This is a genomic window from Brevibacillus centrosporus, assembly GCF_046622605.1.
Classification (GTDB): domain Bacteria; phylum Bacillota; class Bacilli; order Brevibacillales; family Brevibacillaceae; genus Brevibacillus; species Brevibacillus centrosporus.
On the sequence record NZ_CP176857.1, the window covers coordinates 101,452 to 117,181 of the forward strand.

The 15,730-nt window shown below is 41.5% G+C and carries 13 protein-coding genes and 1 riboswitch; of the genes, 3 read left to right on the forward strand and 10 right to left on the reverse strand.

Annotated elements, in window-relative coordinates:
• The first annotated feature begins 94 nt into the window (after positions 1-94).
• Positions 95-1,195 (forward strand): stage II sporulation protein P, encoded by a 1,101-nt coding sequence (gene spoIIP / locus ACLIN2_RS30690; protein ID WP_411504862.1) that lies wholly within the window; start codon positions 95-97, stop codon positions 1,193-1,195.
• A 39-nt stretch (positions 1,196-1,234) separates the two neighbouring features.
• Here the strand turns inward: spoIIP and ACLIN2_RS30695 are convergent, their stop codons facing one another.
• The 4 genes from ACLIN2_RS30695 to ACLIN2_RS30710 form a co-directional block, all read right to left on the reverse strand.
• Positions 1,235-1,861, reverse strand: a complete 627-nt coding sequence (locus tag ACLIN2_RS30695) for a nitrite reductase (protein ID WP_411504863.1) — start codon at positions 1,859-1,861, stop codon at positions 1,235-1,237.
• A gap of 141 nt (positions 1,862-2,002) precedes the next feature.
• The gene (locus ACLIN2_RS30700) at positions 2,003-2,173 is read right to left on the reverse strand and encodes a hypothetical protein (RefSeq protein ID WP_411504864.1); all 171 of its coding nucleotides are present in this window, start codon (positions 2,171-2,173) and stop codon (positions 2,003-2,005) included.
• Positions 2,174-2,362: 189 nt separating this feature from the next.
• Complete coding sequence (gene copZ / locus ACLIN2_RS30705) at positions 2,363-2,566, reverse strand: copper chaperone CopZ (protein ID WP_411504865.1); 204 nt, start codon at positions 2,564-2,566, stop codon at positions 2,363-2,365.
• Between the two features lie 70 nt (positions 2,567-2,636).
• Complete coding sequence (locus ACLIN2_RS30710; RefSeq protein ID WP_411504866.1) at positions 2,637-5,054, reverse strand: heavy metal translocating P-type ATPase; 2,418 nt, start codon at positions 5,052-5,054, stop codon at positions 2,637-2,639.
• Between the two features lie 387 nt (positions 5,055-5,441).
• Positions 5,442-5,629, forward strand: a riboswitch (cobalamin riboswitch).
• Between the two features lie 149 nt (positions 5,630-5,778).
• On the opposite strand from ACLIN2_RS30710, the gene ACLIN2_RS30715 reads away from it, so the two are divergent.
• Positions 5,779-6,573, forward strand: coding sequence for a sodium:proton antiporter (locus ACLIN2_RS30715; RefSeq protein ID WP_411504867.1), 795 nt, complete (start codon positions 5,779-5,781; stop codon positions 6,571-6,573).
• A gap of 355 nt (positions 6,574-6,928) precedes the next feature.
• On the opposite strand, the gene ACLIN2_RS30720 is transcribed toward ACLIN2_RS30715, so the two are convergent.
• Positions 6,929-7,999, reverse strand: coding sequence for a F510_1955 family glycosylhydrolase (locus ACLIN2_RS30720; protein ID WP_411504868.1), 1,071 nt, complete (start codon positions 7,997-7,999; stop codon positions 6,929-6,931).
• Positions 8,000-8,566: 567 nt separating this feature from the next.
• Between ACLIN2_RS30720 and ACLIN2_RS30725 the strand changes: the two genes are divergently transcribed.
• Positions 8,567-10,309, forward strand: a complete 1,743-nt coding sequence (locus tag ACLIN2_RS30725) for a multicopper oxidase family protein (protein WP_411504869.1) — start codon at positions 8,567-8,569, stop codon at positions 10,307-10,309.
• A gap of 610 nt (positions 10,310-10,919) precedes the next feature.
• Here ACLIN2_RS30725 and ACLIN2_RS30730 read toward each other — a convergent pair.
• From ACLIN2_RS30730 to ACLIN2_RS30750, 5 genes are all read right to left on the reverse strand, one after another.
• Positions 10,920-11,762 (reverse strand): cytochrome c oxidase assembly protein, encoded by an 843-nt coding sequence (locus ACLIN2_RS30730; protein WP_411504870.1) that lies wholly within the window; start codon positions 11,760-11,762, stop codon positions 10,920-10,922.
• A 378-nt stretch (positions 11,763-12,140) separates the two neighbouring features.
• The gene (locus tag ACLIN2_RS30735; RefSeq protein WP_411504871.1) at positions 12,141-13,478 is read right to left on the reverse strand and encodes a sensor histidine kinase; all 1,338 of its coding nucleotides are present in this window, start codon (positions 13,476-13,478) and stop codon (positions 12,141-12,143) included.
• 3 nt (positions 13,479-13,481) lie between these two features.
• Complete coding sequence (locus ACLIN2_RS30740; RefSeq protein ID WP_411504872.1) at positions 13,482-14,177, reverse strand: response regulator transcription factor; 696 nt, start codon at positions 14,175-14,177, stop codon at positions 13,482-13,484.
• Positions 14,178-14,225: 48 nt separating this feature from the next.
• Positions 14,226-15,014, reverse strand: a complete 789-nt coding sequence (gene lgt / locus ACLIN2_RS30745; RefSeq protein WP_411504873.1) for a prolipoprotein diacylglyceryl transferase — start codon at positions 15,012-15,014, stop codon at positions 14,226-14,228.
• Positions 15,011-15,730: a hypothetical protein gene (locus ACLIN2_RS30750; RefSeq protein ID WP_411504874.1), complete on the reverse strand. Its 720-nt coding sequence runs from the start codon at positions 15,728-15,730 to the stop codon at positions 15,011-15,013. Before ACLIN2_RS30750 ends, lgt begins: the two co-directional genes overlap by 4 nt.

Below are 15,730 nucleotides of genomic sequence, written 5' to 3' on the forward strand. Positions count from 1 at the left end.
ATCTACCGTTTTCTCTATTTTTATACCAAATATCCTAGTCATTTTTGACAATCCGTGCATAGATTAATAGTGAGCAGCAGGAAGGAGGAGAATTATGCTTAGTCTTAAACGATACTGGTATCTCATGTCATTTTTGTTTGGTTTCTTTATGGCCTTTACTCTTTTTTTTGCAAGCAATGGGAGTGTCATCTCGTATCTCTCCCCCTTGTTCCAGCAAAATGAAGCAACTTTGTTACACCGGTTTATCAATGGAGCACGCCTCTTCTTAATTGATGAGACAAATAAAAAAATTGCAAGTCAACTTTTCGAACTAAGTTCAGGTGTAAATGCCCAAGAGCTAAATACACTTCTCAATAAAGAATTACCAGGAGCACCTACAGGCAATTTGGACACTATTGTTGCAATTACACCGCAAAAATCCGAGAATCCGATTAATGAATTGCAAAAGGAAAAACTCGAAGAACCACCAGCAAAGAAATTTAAGACCGAGGAAAGTCAGATCATTCCTGTGACAAACAAGCCGAGTATGAATATGGCTACAGCATCCTCAATTGATAAGAACAAAAGGATAGTATTTGTATACCAAACGCACAATCGAGAATCTTGGCTTAGCGTCACCTCCCCTACTAAGTTAACGAAATCAGTAGAGCATCCAACCAAAAACATGACGTTAATCGGAAAGAAATTGGCGGAGAAACTTTCTGAAAAAGGCATCGGAACAGCCGTAAACACCGATGATTTTTATCAAAACTTACTTGATCAAGGCAAGTCGTATGTCGATTCTTACGAAGAGTCACTGAAAGCGATACAAGCCGCTAAGAAGGAAAACAAAAATTTAAAGTACTTTTTCGATCTTCATCGAGATGATAAACCACGCGAAAAAACAACTGTTACGATTAATGGCAAAGGATATGCGAGAATTTTTTTCGTAGTTGGTGCTTCGAGCAAGCACAGTGACAAAAACAAAAAGTTTGCGGAAGAACTCCATTCCATCATGGAAAGTAAATACCCAGGCCTTTCCCGTGGAATCATTGATAAAGGCGAAGATGGCGGGGACGGAGAATACAATCAGTCTGTCTCCCCAAACAGTATTTTACTGGAGATTGGAGGAATCGAAAATTCAATGAAAGAAGGTTACAATTCGGTTGAAGCTTTTTCTGAGGTATTTGAAGAGTATCTATCTAAGGAACATTGATAGATTGGGGGAAGATATGGTAGCTTCCCCCATTATCATTTATGAGGAAAACCCCAAATCTTTTCGTATGTTCTCGATTCCATATCTTTGCACAAATTTCGAGAATTTCTCCCTCTTTTTCCCTTTTTCCTGATACAAAGTAACAACGTTTTTTACGATTGGAGACAGATCATCTTCATTTACCTGATCGATCAACAATTCCGCCGTTTTTGCCTCGAGAGTTTTGGTTTGGCCACCAACGTAAATTTCAAACGTATCCTTTCGTTTCACAATTCCGATATCTTTGACAAGAGGTTCACCACAGGCATTTGGGCAACCCGTATAGCCTACTCGCATGGTAAAAGGCACTGACATGCCAACTATAGTATCGTTCAAGTTTTTTGCTGCCGATAACCCTTCTTCTTCTGCTCCTTTGCAAAAAGTGCAAACTGACAAGTTTTTCACAACAGAACCCGTTTGATAGACACATAAACCTTTTTCTCGCAATGCATTTTTAGCCTCTACGGCATTTTCTTCATTCATCTCAACGATTAATTGCTGAAAGGTAGTGAGCTCAATTTGTGCATCATCACCGACAATTTGGCCAATTGCAATCATATCTTTTGGAGAAAAGACAGATCCACCTACCCGAATTTCAGGACTGACTGCGAACGTTACACGATTCATGAATGACTCCTCCTCCACAATACTTGCCTAATTGCTTAACCACATGAGATACGTTGCAACATGCCCCTTGTGGCTTATTTACTTCACAGCCACAGCGGTTCTCTTTCATCTGTTCACGAATGAATTCAACGGCGTATTCTTTTACTTCTGCAATCCGTTGTTTTTTTGAAATATAGGCACTTTAAGATATCGGATGAGAAATGTGTTCAACTCACTGTAATACACCACGTCACAATGGGAGGTTGAACAAAAAAATGGTTCAGTTTGGGGATGTAATTTTGCTAGTGATGCTGGCTTTAATAAAGACTTCAATGTAATTACTTTTATATCCTTGCCGCTTTGACCTCATATTGGACACAAATGACTTGATGTATCTGATTCAGCAGTTTTTTGACAACATCTTGTCATGTCAAACTCAACCACAATTTTTGAACTTTCTGAAATATACTACTTCAAAGAAAGGCTACGGTATAAACCGCGGCCTTTCTCATATTAAGGATATTAGGCAACGTCGTATCCCTGATCTTCAATCGTTTCTTTTACCTTATCAAGTGAAACAATGGATTCATCAAAGGTAACGATAACCTGGTTATCTTCAAGGGAAACTTTTGCTGAGCTTACACCTTCAAGTTTATTCAGAGCCCCTTCAATAGAGTTCACGCAGTGGTTGCATGACATTCCTTGAACGTTCAATGTAATAGACATTTTTCTCTCTCCTTTTTGAATGAATTTGGATCTTGGATTACAGTCTGCGGCATTAGACCGGGAACGCGTATCAAATCTTCACACGCTTGAGACGTAGCGCATTAAGAACAACGGATACAGAACTAAATGCCATTGCAGCCCCTGCAACCCAAGGAGCCAACAATCCCACAGCAGCAACCGGAATACCGACACTATTGTAGAACAATGCCCAAAATAGATTTTGTTTAATGTTTTGCATGGTTTTATGACTAAGTGCAATGGATTGAGCGATGCTCGTCAGTTCGCCTCGCATTAAAGTCACATCCGCAGCTTCCATCGCAATATCCGTTCCAGTACCTATAGCCATCCCTACATCAGCAGTAGCAAGTGCAGGAGCGTCATTAATCCCATCACCGACCATTGCTACTTTTTTACCTTGCTGCTTATACGCTTCAACTTCTTTAGCTTTGTCTTCAGGAAGTACTTCCGCACGCACCTGAGTAATACCCACTTGGTTCGCGATGGAGTTGGCAGTTCGCTGATTATCACCGGTAATCATAACCACTTCGAGCCCCAGTTCTTTTAACTGGGTGATTGCTTCTTTTGAACTTTCTTTGATGGTATCCGCTACGGCAACAACACCTGAAAGAGAATTGTTAATGGCTATAAGCATTGCGGTTTTACCTTGATCTTCCAAAGCTTGCATTTTGCTTTCAACCATAGAGGTATCTAAGCTATGGCGGTGCATGAGCTTCCTTGTGCCAATTAACAGTTGTTGATCGTCCACTTCTGCCTGCAATCCGTAACCTGGAATGGCTTCAAAGTTGTGTACAGGTTTTAATGATACACCTTTCTCTAATGCTCCTTTCACGATGGCTTGTGCTAGTGGATGCTCTGAATTTTTTTCAGCAGAAGCTACCAAAGTTAACAACTGTTGGTCTTGAATATTACCTACAGCTACGATATCAGTTAACGATGGTTCCCCTTTCGTGATCGTCCCCGTTTTATCAAGGATAATTGTGTTCAATTTATGTGCAGCCTCTAGGTGTTCTCCGCCCTTAAACAAGATGCCCAATTCAGCGCCTTTTCCTGTACCAACCATCACAGATGTTGGAGTAGCCAATCCAAGAGCACAAGGGCACGCAATCACAAGTACGGCAATCCCTGGCTCGAGTGCACCTGTAAAATTGCCAGGTTCCATGAAAAAATACCAAATGATAAAGGTAAGAACTGAAATCCCTACAACGATCGGAACAAAAATACTGGAGATCCGGTCGGCCACACGTTGTATCGGCGCCTTTGAACCTTGTGCTTCTTCTACAACCTTTATGATTTGTGCCAACGCCGTATCTTTACCGATCTTCGTTGCCTCAATCATTAAGCTGCCATTCCTGTTTATCGTAGCTCCAATTACTGCGTCACCAGCCTTCTTGTCGACCGGGACACTCTCACCTGTAAGCATGGATTCATCAACTGCGGAGGTTCCTTTCTTTACAACTCCGTCTACCGGTATCTTTTCGCCAGGCTTCACAAGAATGATGTCCCCTACCACAACGTCTTCAAGTGGGATGACCGTTTCCTTTTCCTCACGAATGACCGTGGCCGTTTTCGCTTGGAGACCCATCAGTTTTTTTATAGCTTCTGATGTACGACCTTTAGCAAGAACTTCAAAGAGTTTACCGAGGATTATCAACGTGATTAGAACAGCACTCGTCTCATAGTACAATTTATCCGTATTGCCGGCGAGCGTAGCGAAGAAACTGTAAAAATAAGCAGCGGATGTACCCAACGCAACTAAAACATCCATATTGGCACTACCGTTCTTTAAAGCTTTATAGGCCCCCCTATAAAAAGGCCAGCCGATGATAAATTGAACGGGTGTAGCCAAGGCAAATTGTACCCATGGATTCATTAAGAAATGGGGCATATAGATACCCGATAGTCCGAGATGAGCTACCATGGTATAGAGAAGTGGCAATGACAATGCTGCGGATACAAAAAAACGCGTTTTTTGTACTCTTATTTCTTTTCCCCGGTCATCACTCTTAACTGCTGATTCTTCAGGTTGTAGGGCACCGTATCCCAAATCCTCAATTTTCTCGATGATTTGGCCAGTACTGATTGCTCCCGGATTGAAATGAACGGTCGCCCTTTCCATTGTCAAATTGACATTAGCATCGATAACACCAGGTAACTTCTTAATCCCTTTCTCAATTCGTGTTGCACATGCTGCACAAGTCATCCCCGTAATATCTAATTCGGTTTTTTCGGTAGATACCTTATAACCCAGATCATTAACCTTAGCTTGTAACGTTGTTAGATCTACTTTGGACGGATCGTAGGTTACGGTGGCTTTTTCCATAGCGTAATTTACATTCGCCTGCTTGACACCTTCTAACTTACCTAAGCCCTTTTCAATTCGGATCGCACAGGATGCACAGGTCATCCCCTCTATTTTTAAGCTTGCATTGTTTTCATTTGCGTCTTTTGCCATAGTCGTGCTGTTCATTAGGCCGACACCTCCAAGAATATCCAGACCTTTTATAACGCTTATATTACTATACCCCTGTAGGGTATGCAATACCTAAAATTTTTCGATGTTTACTATGACTGCTTATTTTATGGTTTTAACTTTTCCTTGGCTTTCACGCGTTTTTCTTTTTGATAGCGATATAAATAGTACCCAACTACGCTTCCCACAACTAATGCAATGAGGTATAGTAATTCATCCAATCGTAAGCAACCCCTTTTTAAATTAACTTTCCCATTTGTGTCCAAACTATCCTTACACGGAAATTTCACCTTCCGTGATTGATATCAGTTTACAACTGACTACCAGTAATAAGGGAAAAAGGAATTCTTGTCTCCATCTCGAATAAGATACAATACAACTTCATATGTATGAAGCAAATTAGGTGCCCTTAAAAAACAAGGGGTAACAGGGAATCGGGTGTAAATCCCGAGCGGTCCCGCCACTGTAATCGAGGAGTACTTTATCATCATGTCACTCGAAATATTTCGGGGAAGACGATAAAGTGCGATGATCCAATAGCCAGGAGACCTACCTAACTTGCACACCAAAAGCCTTCGCGGAAAGGAGCGGTGTACGTGGACGGAACGAAAATATTGATTTGGCGATATTTCGTATTTTTGCGCGTGCACTAAGTGCCCCAATCGAATGAAGGTTGGGGGTTTTTTGTGTTGCTATATTTATTCATGAGGAGGAGTTATTGTTGGAGAACCTTTCACTGATTTTTCTTGTATTTATTTTAGGACTTCGCCATGGACTAGATGCTGATCATTTAGCCTTTATTGACGGCCAGACTCGTTTCAATTGGAGAATGGGCAGCCGCATTGCCCGTTGGGTTGGGACATTATTTTCATTTGGCCATGGGGCGGTCGTGGCAAGTATGGCCGTTATTCTGGGTATGCTGATCAAGGACTTTACCTTCCCAGAGCACTTTGACACATTTGCTACCTGGGTTTCCATCTCTTCGCTTTTTCTTATCGGGACGTTAAATATTTATAATCTGCTTCGAACAAAGGCCAAAAAGCAGGAATTTCATGTAAGCGGGTTAAAGGGAAAACTTATTTCTAAGATAGCCAGGGGAACCACAAATCCATTCCTCATTATTTTAGTTGGAGCATTGTTTGCACTTGCTGCAGAGACAGTTAGCCAAACATCTGTTTGGGCTCTTGCGGCGGGAAATTCAAACACATATATGCCTTTGATTTTGGGGCTTGTCTTTATGATAGGCATTATGATCACTGATACCATTGATTCATTGGTGGTATATCGTATGATTACTCAATCAAACAAACATGGACAATTCGCTTCAAGGATGATTGGCTGGGTCATCGTGGTATTAGCATACGGTGTCTCCTTTTACGAAGCGTTTACTTTCTTTAATCCTTGGGCGGAGATTGATTTCGAAATTGTAGGGATTATTGTATTTTTGTTTCTAGTGGGCTGCTATTTCATGGTGAAATTAGGCTCAAAATCACAAAGGGTAAAGCCTGTTGACTAAGAGCAAAAATGGCGATTAAAAGGACTCCCCATCACATGAAATGATGGGGAGTCGATATTTTAGTTCTTTTGTGTATTGTTGGTCATGTTGGAATGATCCATATTTTGCATATTAGAGTGGTCCATGTTCTGCATATTATCATTTTTGTTTTCGGACGATGAGCATGCGCTTACCACCAAGGAAAGGATAAGAACGGCTCCAATCACAAATTTCTTCATACATCGGTCTCCCCTCATAAGTTCCTTCAGAGTAATCATACTCAAACAATATGGAGAGAATATGAAGATGTATATTGCCACACCGCGTTAAAATGGATAACTCGGTAGTAAAGGAGCATTTTACTCCTTTACTGTTTTTAGTTTGCTTTCTCAGCGTCGTTGGAAATAGTCTTCCCTTCATCAGCGATTTTCGTCCACTTCGAACCTTCGTCGATTGATAGATAGACGTCATTTTTAAAGGTTACAAAAGCCATTTCTTTCTCATTACTTGGATTCTGGGCAAAGAAAGCAACGGCGTCTTTCTCAAGTTCAGGGATTTTCAGTTCCTCTGACGCTTTACTTGCGACATCCACCTTACGAAGGTACGCATTGTTCTGGTATCCACCGATATACAGTTCGCCTTTGTTCGTAAAAAACAAAGCGGTAGCTTGTCCTGCTGAAGTTACTTTTTCAAATGCGTTCCCATAATTATTTGAAAAATAGACCGCAGTTGGAGTGCCAAAGGCAAGAATAGAAGGTTCCGTAGGATGAACAGCCATTGCTGTTGGCTCCTCCGTCATTCCGTTCATTTCGCTTTTTGTCCATGACTTGCCTTCGTCCTTTGAATAATACAGACCAGCTGAACTCATTTTGGAATTAGGCTGGGGATTAATTGCGTAAATGACATGGGACGTATATCCCACTGCCATGTTGTGAAAATCTGTTTCTCCGTCCAAAGCAAGAGACTTTATTGTTTTCCCTTCATCTGTACTTTTTACAATGCCGAATGGATTGTTCAACTCAGATCCCTGGGCCGGGTGGCCGCTGCTATAAAAACCATCATTTACAGGTGAGAACCCCATATAATCGTGTTTTTCACCCTCCGGTGTTTTCCAACGCCCATCTTCATATACCCTCAGTCCATCATGCGCTGGAATTAATATGCGTTTACCGTCCGATGAATAACCCAACCCATGTGTATGTTCAAGATAAATTCCCTGCTCTTTGGCATTTCCTAACAGAGCCAGTGCTCCCGTTGCAACTACCACAAGAAAGGAAGCAATCATCCCCCATTTTAAATAACCGAGGGTTCTGGACAATTTTTGACGTTTTTCCCTTTCTTCTTGTTTTTTCACATTTTTTAACGATTCAATTTGCCTTCTTGTAACGATAAACCATACAAAAATTACAAGAGTAATCAAAGCTGTTCCCACCAAAGTAAGACCCATGGATCGTACTCCTTTCAAATCACTTCGAATTAGTTCAATTCCCATTATCTAATCTGTTCTATTGTAGAACGCGGTTGTGAAGAAATTGTGTTGAAAATGAGGATGTCCTGTGTCCAGGCAGTTTGGCTAGAACTAAACATAAGCCGACATAAAAGCCGTTATGCTCGCTCATTAAAAAAGCACCCGGTTCGAGGTGCTTTTTGTGCCCTTTATTCCATAGTGGAAAATACTCTTACCCATCTTCTTATGTACATATACACAGACGGGAGTGCTTATGATTTACGCGTATAATACAAAAGCAGGAGTTGGTGATAAATCACACGCCGGTATAGCTACCCGAATCTATAAAGTAACCAAACAGCGATAAGTGTTACGAATAGGAGACCAAACGCAATCATAAAATCACTCTTTATTGTCCTTCCCCACCTTCGACCTTGGCTGGTTAAATATAAACTTTGCGAAGTAGTGTCATCCTAAGCCTTTGCATTTATAGAAAAGATCATTCTCCATCTTTTCTTCACAATCGTATGCTATTCTTCACCTAGAAGTTGTAAAGGAGGATTCAAAATGACCAAAAAGAAACAAACGAGAAAGTGGATTGTACTCCCGGTCTTATTAACAGGTGCACTCGTATTGTCTGCTTGTTCAAATAGTAATCAAAATAATATGCAAGGCCATGATATGTCGAAAATGGGTTCCATGAATTCAGAAGGAAACGATCAAGCAAAACAAATGTCTGCCTCTGCTGATCCAGTTTCAGAAGTTCTTACAGGGAATACTTTTAATTTAACCGCAAAAGAAAACATGCTCATGCTTGATGACAAAACTATGAAGACAGCGTGGACTTATAATGGCACCGTGCCAGGACCACAACTGCGTGTCAAACAAGGGGAAACAATTAAAGTCGTCTTGAATAACGAGTTACCGGATCCTGTAACTATTCACTGGCATGGGTTACCTGTTCCGAATAACATGGACGGGATTCCAGGTATTACACAAAATGCTGTAAAACCTAAAGAGAGTTTCACTTATGAATTTAAAGTCGATGTTCCCGGCACTTATTGGTACCATTCTCACCAGGATGGTGTTAACCAAGTCGACAAAGGCTTATATGGATCTTTAGTCGTAGAGGCAAAGGATGCAGAACCTGTCGATAAAGATTACACTCTTGTTTTGGATGAATGGATGCAAGACGACAGCATGGCCGAAATGCACGGAGGCGGGGCTGGAGGTGATAAGAATGGTGGTACAGCAGATAACGCAAATATGGACATGAGTAACATGAACCATGGCAGCACCACCAACAGCTCCACTATGGACATGAGTAACATGAACCATGGCAGCACTGCCAACAGCTCTACTATGGACATGAGTAATAAGAACCATGGCAGCACTGCCAACAGCTCTACTATGGACATGAGTAATATGAGCGATGCTGAAATGATGCCATTGATGTACACGATCTTTTCTGCAAATGGCAAGACAGGAGCGGCTATCCAACCCTTAAGAGTAAAAGAAGGGGAAAAGGTAAGAATCCGTCTGATTAACGCCGGGTATCTCTCACACAAGATGCACTTGCCTGGTCATGATTTCAAAATCGTTTCGACCGATGGTCAACCGATTAACAACCCACCTCTCATTAACGGCCAATTGCTGAATATCGCACCAGGTGAACGGTACGACCTCGAATTTGTAGCAAATAATCCGGGTAAATGGCTTCTGGACGAACACAGTTCAAATCCGGGTGCAAAATCTCTGGCCATTCCCATTATCTATGAAGGTTCAGATAATGCTACTGTAAAAGCAGATTCAGGTGACATGCCTTTGGTTGATATCACAAAATACGGTGAAGCAGCAAAAGGTAACTTCTCTTTAGATGATAAATACGACATTGAATATACGATGGATCTCAACACTAAAATGAGCAATGGTGACATGTCCTTTACTATTAACGGTAAGACTTTCCCGGACATCCCACCGCTTAATGTTAAAGAAGGAGACTTGGTGAAAGTAAAAATGGTGAATAATTCATCAGAAGACATTCACCCTATGCATCTTCACGGTCACTTCTTCCAAGTCTTGAGTAAAGATGGTAAGCCTGTCTCTGGTTCCCCATTAGTGAAAGATACACTAAACATTTTACCAGGGGAGGAATATGTCGTAGCATTCAAGGCTGACAATCCGGGAAACTGGATGTTCCACTGTCATGACCTGGGGCACGCTTCAAAAGGTATGATGACAGAAGTAAAATACAATGGTTTCAAACCTAACTTTACCATCGATCCAAGCGTGAATAATATGCCAGAGTAAAAAATGTACAAAAGGGTAGGAAAGAATGTTCCTACCCTTTTGTAGTTAGTGGCTGTACTAATTTATATCATTGAACATAGCCAGTTCCAACTTAATAGCAGAAGTGCAAAGCAATTTCACTGCATGGTAATGACCTTTTATAAACGAAAGCATAAACTACTCTTCGCTGACTAAGGAAAATAAAGTTTTAGACCCAGTTTATACATTTTAAGCGTTCTCAAGTTGAGACGTCACCGTTAGTAATGTTGAACGTCTCGTTCGCGGCCTCTCGTTCCTTTGCTGCCCACGCCATGACTTCACCGACTAGGAAGGGTAGCGTCTGCTGCTTCCCAAACGAACGAAGGACTGTCGGGGAAGCTGAAGGCTCCCCTACTCGCGGCGGATAACTGCACGAACGCAAATGGCCAGGAGAACGTTTAGGGCGCAAGGAATAGCCACGGTGACAAGTTGCTGACGTAGCACGATATAGCTGAAGCCGTGAGCATTTTCAGTATAATGAAAAACCCTTGTACTACCAAGGGTTTTGATGGTATATGACAAAAGAAATGTGAGTGGTTAACTGTCTTTACTCTGAATTACGCTCATCTTCACTGTACTAGCCAGCTGGTGGTTATGTTTGCTGTTCCATTGACATATCCTCTTGCTTCTCTTGTCTATACCAGTTATAGAAGACGTAAGCAAGCACAGAACCGAATACTAGTTCCTGTACTAGCTTCATTATAATACCTCCTAGACGCTGGTCACTAAATGGATCCAAGTTAGTGAAAAGTTGAGGATGTAGACTGTATTGATGATATAAAGGATTAGCAGCAAAAATTATTAAAGCACAAGCAGGAGTAATAAGCACTCCGTTCGCAAAGATATAGGCAAGCTTTTTTAATCCCGATAGTTGCTGCTTATCTGAAAATGGACTTACTATCGGCCACCACATAGCGAATGCCGAAAGTAATAAGACTACATGAAATGCCATCATCCATTGGGTATTGCCTGCTACTTTGTCAAAGATGATTGGGATATGGTAAAAGGAAAATAACGTATTGAAAACCAACGATGCTAATATCGGATGGGTAGAAAAACGCAGAATCGATTTGAGTAATTTGGGCTGGAAGATTTTTTCCAAGAGCCAATCAGGTATTGCTAATAGCGTAACCGGTGGCAATGCATAATATAAAAGTGACTGCTGCGTCATGTGAAGACTAAATAAGTAATGATGACCGAAATAACTTATGGGGCTCCCTTCAGCTGTATAAAACAAAATCAATGCAAAAACAAAAAGGCACTTTTGTTTGGTGGTTGCAGGAGCAGAATTGGCAAAGCGATTGCGTAACGGACCTGCTATTAGAAAGTACAAAATTGCAAGAAAAATCGTCAAGAGCATCAAATTTGGACTCCATAGTTCCAAAAATGATGCTGACCCTACATTTGGTGACATGTTATCAAGTTGACTCCCCATGATTATCCCCCCTGTTTGCCGGAAAGGTTTCCTCTGCAATAGATCGATTATATCGTTTCTTTTTTACTTGGCGGTTTGAAAATGTACAATCTGTAAAAGTATATTATTTGTAATGTTTTTTTAGTTTCATCGAAGAAACTCACGATGACCCATTCGGGCTATAGAATTGTTTTTCTTTCTAACAAGATCATTAATTACGAAAAGATGCTACGTGTAACGGATTCAATGTCTTCCACCATTCAATGCAATGATCTCCATTCTTGTCGCTGCTTGCGTCAAGACTTTCACAATTGGAACAGATCATTTGCAAAATACTTCACAAGAGCCCTCAACAATCTCAAGTTAACAAATGCTTTTACCCTTTGTAGTCCCCTATAGTCAAAATTTGTTTTCCACAGCCGGAAAAGTTAGCGTTATAATTGTTCCCTTACCTATTCCGCTTTCGATGGTGATATTTCCTTGATGAGCCTCCACAATCCCCTTCACGATGGTCAATCCTAGACCTGTTCCTCCTTTCTCCCTACTACGTGAACGATCTCCACGATAAAAACGTTCGAAAACAAAAGGCAAATCTTCTGGTGAGATTCCGGCTCCATTATCCTTCACCTTGACCTCAACGCAACTTCCCTTTTTTTCAACAGAAACTATAACTTCGCCACCCTGTGACGAATGTTTCAACGAATTCGTGATCAAATTGGAAACTACTTGAGCCATTCTTTGTTTATCTCCTACAATCCACCCATCGGTATTCAGCTGACTTGTTAAATTTATCCCGTGTAGCTGAAATGCTGCAGTCATCGAATCCACGATGCCTTCTACTACTTGACTAAGGTTTGTCACTTCCTTAGAGAATTTCAATGCACCAGCTTCCGCCTGAATTACTTGGTCCAAATCACTTACAATTCTTATGAGCCGTAGAACTTCGGAACGAGTAGCTTCTAGATGGTCTGGGGACGCTTCCCAAATCCCATCCAACATGCCTTCCGTTTGGGCAAGTAACGTATTTAACGGCGTTCGCAATTCGTGGGCGATATCAGAAGTTAACCGTTTCCTTAGCTCCTCCTGTCTTTGTAAGTTCCGAACCAAATTATTAAATGCTTGCACCAAAACTGTCAGTTCGTCTTTACCCTTAGGAAGAGCTACTCTTATAGATAGATCCCCTTTTGATACTTGTTGGGCAGCTTCACTCATATTAACAATGGGCTTGGCAATTCGCTTAGCGATGAAAATGCTGGCGATACAGACCAGAAGAAGCAAAGCAAGCATTGTCCACTGCATTGCATTTGTATGGGCTATCTGAAAGTGCTCCTCTAAGGACATTGCATTAGAGTTGTCATATTGGATGTCGATGTACCCTACCGTTTTTTCGTTGTCCTTAATAGGAATCATGTCATCTTTACTCGAAAAAGCTGAACTAACTGTTTTCCCAAACGTTCGGATGAGTGTTCTCTCATGATCAAACAGAGAAATTTGCACCCCGAGTACTCGAGAAGCGGATTCAAGTTTCACTAGAGTACGATCGTTCCATCCTTGTCCCCTTTGATACTCATTCTGAAGGATTTCGAGGAGATCTTGCTGGTGCTGTTGATTCACATCACTCACATAGAGAGAAAAATGATAATCCATCTCTTTGATCGAGAGAATCGTAGATATCAGAATACCACTGGCGCTAACAGCCATTAAGGCCAGCGCCAGTCTCATCCATATGCTTTTCAAACGTTAACCCCCATTCTTGGCAGGATTGTCAAAGCGGTAACCTAAACCGTACACTGTTTTAATGTACTCTGGTTGTTTTGGATCGTCTTCAAGTTTCTGCCGCAAGTTTTTAATATGCGTGTCGATCGTTCGGTCGCTCCCAGCGAAGTCCATTCCAAGTACTTCTTCCACCAACTCTTCACGTGACCACGTTCGGCCAGGGTGACGTACCAAGGTGGTAAGCATGCGAAACTCATTGGGTGTCATTTCTACCGCTTGCCCCTTCTTTGTAACGTTTTTCTCACGCAATGATATCTTCAGGTCACCAATTCCGATAAGGTCGCTCAATACCTGATACTCCCCTATTCTCCTCAATATGGCCCTTACCCTTGCTACTAGCTCACGAGGACTAAACGGTTTTACAAGATAATCATCTGCCCCGATCTCCAAACCGGTGATTCTGTCGGCTTCCCCACTTTTGGCCGTCAGCATCAAGATCGGCACTCTTGAAGTTTTACGGATTTCCCTGCATACATTTTCACCGGTCATGTCAGGCAACATTAGATCGAGGATGATAAGGCCAATTGGATAGGTGGCCGCACATTCCAGTGCCTGCCTACCATCTTCTGCCGTAATAACATGGTACCCTTCCTTTCTCAAATAGGATGAAAGGATTTCAAGGATTTGCGGCTCATCATCAACAATTAGAATCGTGGACATTTGTAGCACCCCTCAGTCGTTCGAATGCAACGATGATCTAGCTATTAATTACGCGTTTATTTCGGAAATTTTACTGCCCCGATCTCGTTTAACTAGGTAAGCTAAAATCGTGAGCATAATAACAATTACCCCAATACTGGTCCACTGAGCTGCAGTCCAATTGAATAAAAATCGCGGGGTATCACCGCGTAAAAATTCTAAAGCAAATCTACCAAATGCATATAAACATTGGTAAGTAATGAATAGCATTCCCTTAGGCAAGCGCTTGTTTTTTAAAACTAATAGTAAACCGAAAATCAAAATATCCCATTGACCTTCCCAAATTTCTGCAGGCCACAGTGGCTGGGAACCATACCGTTCGTAAGCGATTGTTCCTTCAGGGTAGACAATACCAAATCCGTTCCCCGTTGGCGATCCAAAAGCATCACCATTTAAGAAGCAAGCAATCCGGCCAATCCCTTGGCCGAAGACAACAGCCGGGGCTAATGTATCAACGAAGTCCCAAAACGGCAATTTATTCCACCAAGCGTAATATATCGCTGCCACTAATCCCCCTACAATTGCTCCTTGAATGGATAATCCGCCATTCCAAATTGCAAAGATTTCTAGGGGGTGGGTCGAATAATACGACCATTGAAAAAAGAGAACCTCCCATAATCTTGCACCGAGAATTGCAGATATGACTGCTGTAAGCGTAAACGGGTGTATATGTTCTCGGTAGATAGTGTCCCTTGCCAAATACCTTGCAAGACCGAGGGACAACAAGATAGCTAGAGCTACGACAAGACCGTAGGAACCGACGGGATAATCCCCAATATAAAATAAAATCACTCTCATGACACTCTCTTCCCTTCCAGTTTTGACATCGGCAGTAAAATTAAAAGTCCAGCAACAGAAAGATAGAAGATCTGTTGGAGCGAAAACCCTGCAAAGAATGGTATGGTAAACTGGACAAGAGTCAAAACCATTTGTCCCAGACTAAACCAGACTAAGAATGTACGAAAGGGTACAGGTGTTCCTTTTCTTTTTCTCAAAAATAGAAATGCCCCAGTAAGCACCCCAAATATGAGTTGATATACCCCAATAGGGTGATATTTGTACACAGATTGGTCTACCGAAACACCCCAGAATAGGTCGGTTTCGGTACCAATATTTCGAGTCATAAGGAAAAATAATGTGAAGGTACTAAGTAATCCAAATGGGAAAACTACAGCAAATTTATCTTTCGGTATTTTGCCTTTTCGGAGCTTGAGGATGACATAACTTACCCCTGCTACGACACCTAAATAATATCCTAGTTCAGTACCAATAGAGAGTAAAAATGAAAACAAATTCAGACTGCTGTCTGTAAGCATAGAAGGTTGCAGGAAAAGGGGGGATAGCTTCCAAATAGCCAAGAGTATTAATCCACCTTTAAACAAACTATCCGTAATCTGTTCTCTAGATGGATCCCCTTTTAACATTCTGGAGATAACCAGATATCCAATTAGGGCGGAAAAAATCATGGAGACCCATTCCACATCCGTTAGTTGATGAATTAGCCGAATAAACAT

Excerpts from the sequence above, each read along its gene's own strand:
- copZ (WP_411504865.1), bottom strand. The coding sequence starts at position 2,566 with ATGTCTATTACATTGAACGTTCAAGGAATGTCATGCAACCACTGCGTG.
- ACLIN2_RS30710 (WP_411504866.1), bottom strand. The coding sequence starts at position 5,054 with ATGAACAGCACGACTATGGCAAAAGACGCAAATGAAAACAATGCAAGC.
- ACLIN2_RS30730 (WP_411504870.1), bottom strand. The coding sequence starts at position 11,762 with ATGGGGAGTCAACTTGATAACATGTCACCAAATGTAGGGTCAGCATCA.
- ACLIN2_RS30750 (WP_411504874.1), bottom strand. The coding sequence starts at position 15,730 with ATGTTTATTCGGCTAATTCATCAACTAACGGATGTGGAATGGGTCTCC.
- lgt (WP_411504873.1), bottom strand. The coding sequence starts at position 15,014 with ATGAGAGTGATTTTATTTTATATTGGGGATTATCCCGTCGGTTCCTAC.
- ACLIN2_RS30720 (WP_411504868.1), bottom strand. The coding sequence starts at position 7,999 with ATGGGTCTTACTTTGGTGGGAACAGCTTTGATTACTCTTGTAATTTTT.
- ACLIN2_RS30740 (WP_411504872.1), bottom strand. The coding sequence starts at position 14,177 with ATGTCCACGATTCTAATTGTTGATGATGAGCCGCAAATCCTTGAAATC.
- spoIIP (WP_411504862.1), top strand. The coding sequence starts at position 95 with ATGCTTAGTCTTAAACGATACTGGTATCTCATGTCATTTTTGTTTGGT.
- ACLIN2_RS30725 (WP_411504869.1), top strand. The coding sequence starts at position 8,567 with ATGACCAAAAAGAAACAAACGAGAAAGTGGATTGTACTCCCGGTCTTA.
- ACLIN2_RS30695 (WP_411504863.1), bottom strand. The coding sequence starts at position 1,861 with ATGAATCGTGTAACGTTCGCAGTCAGTCCTGAAATTCGGGTAGGTGGA.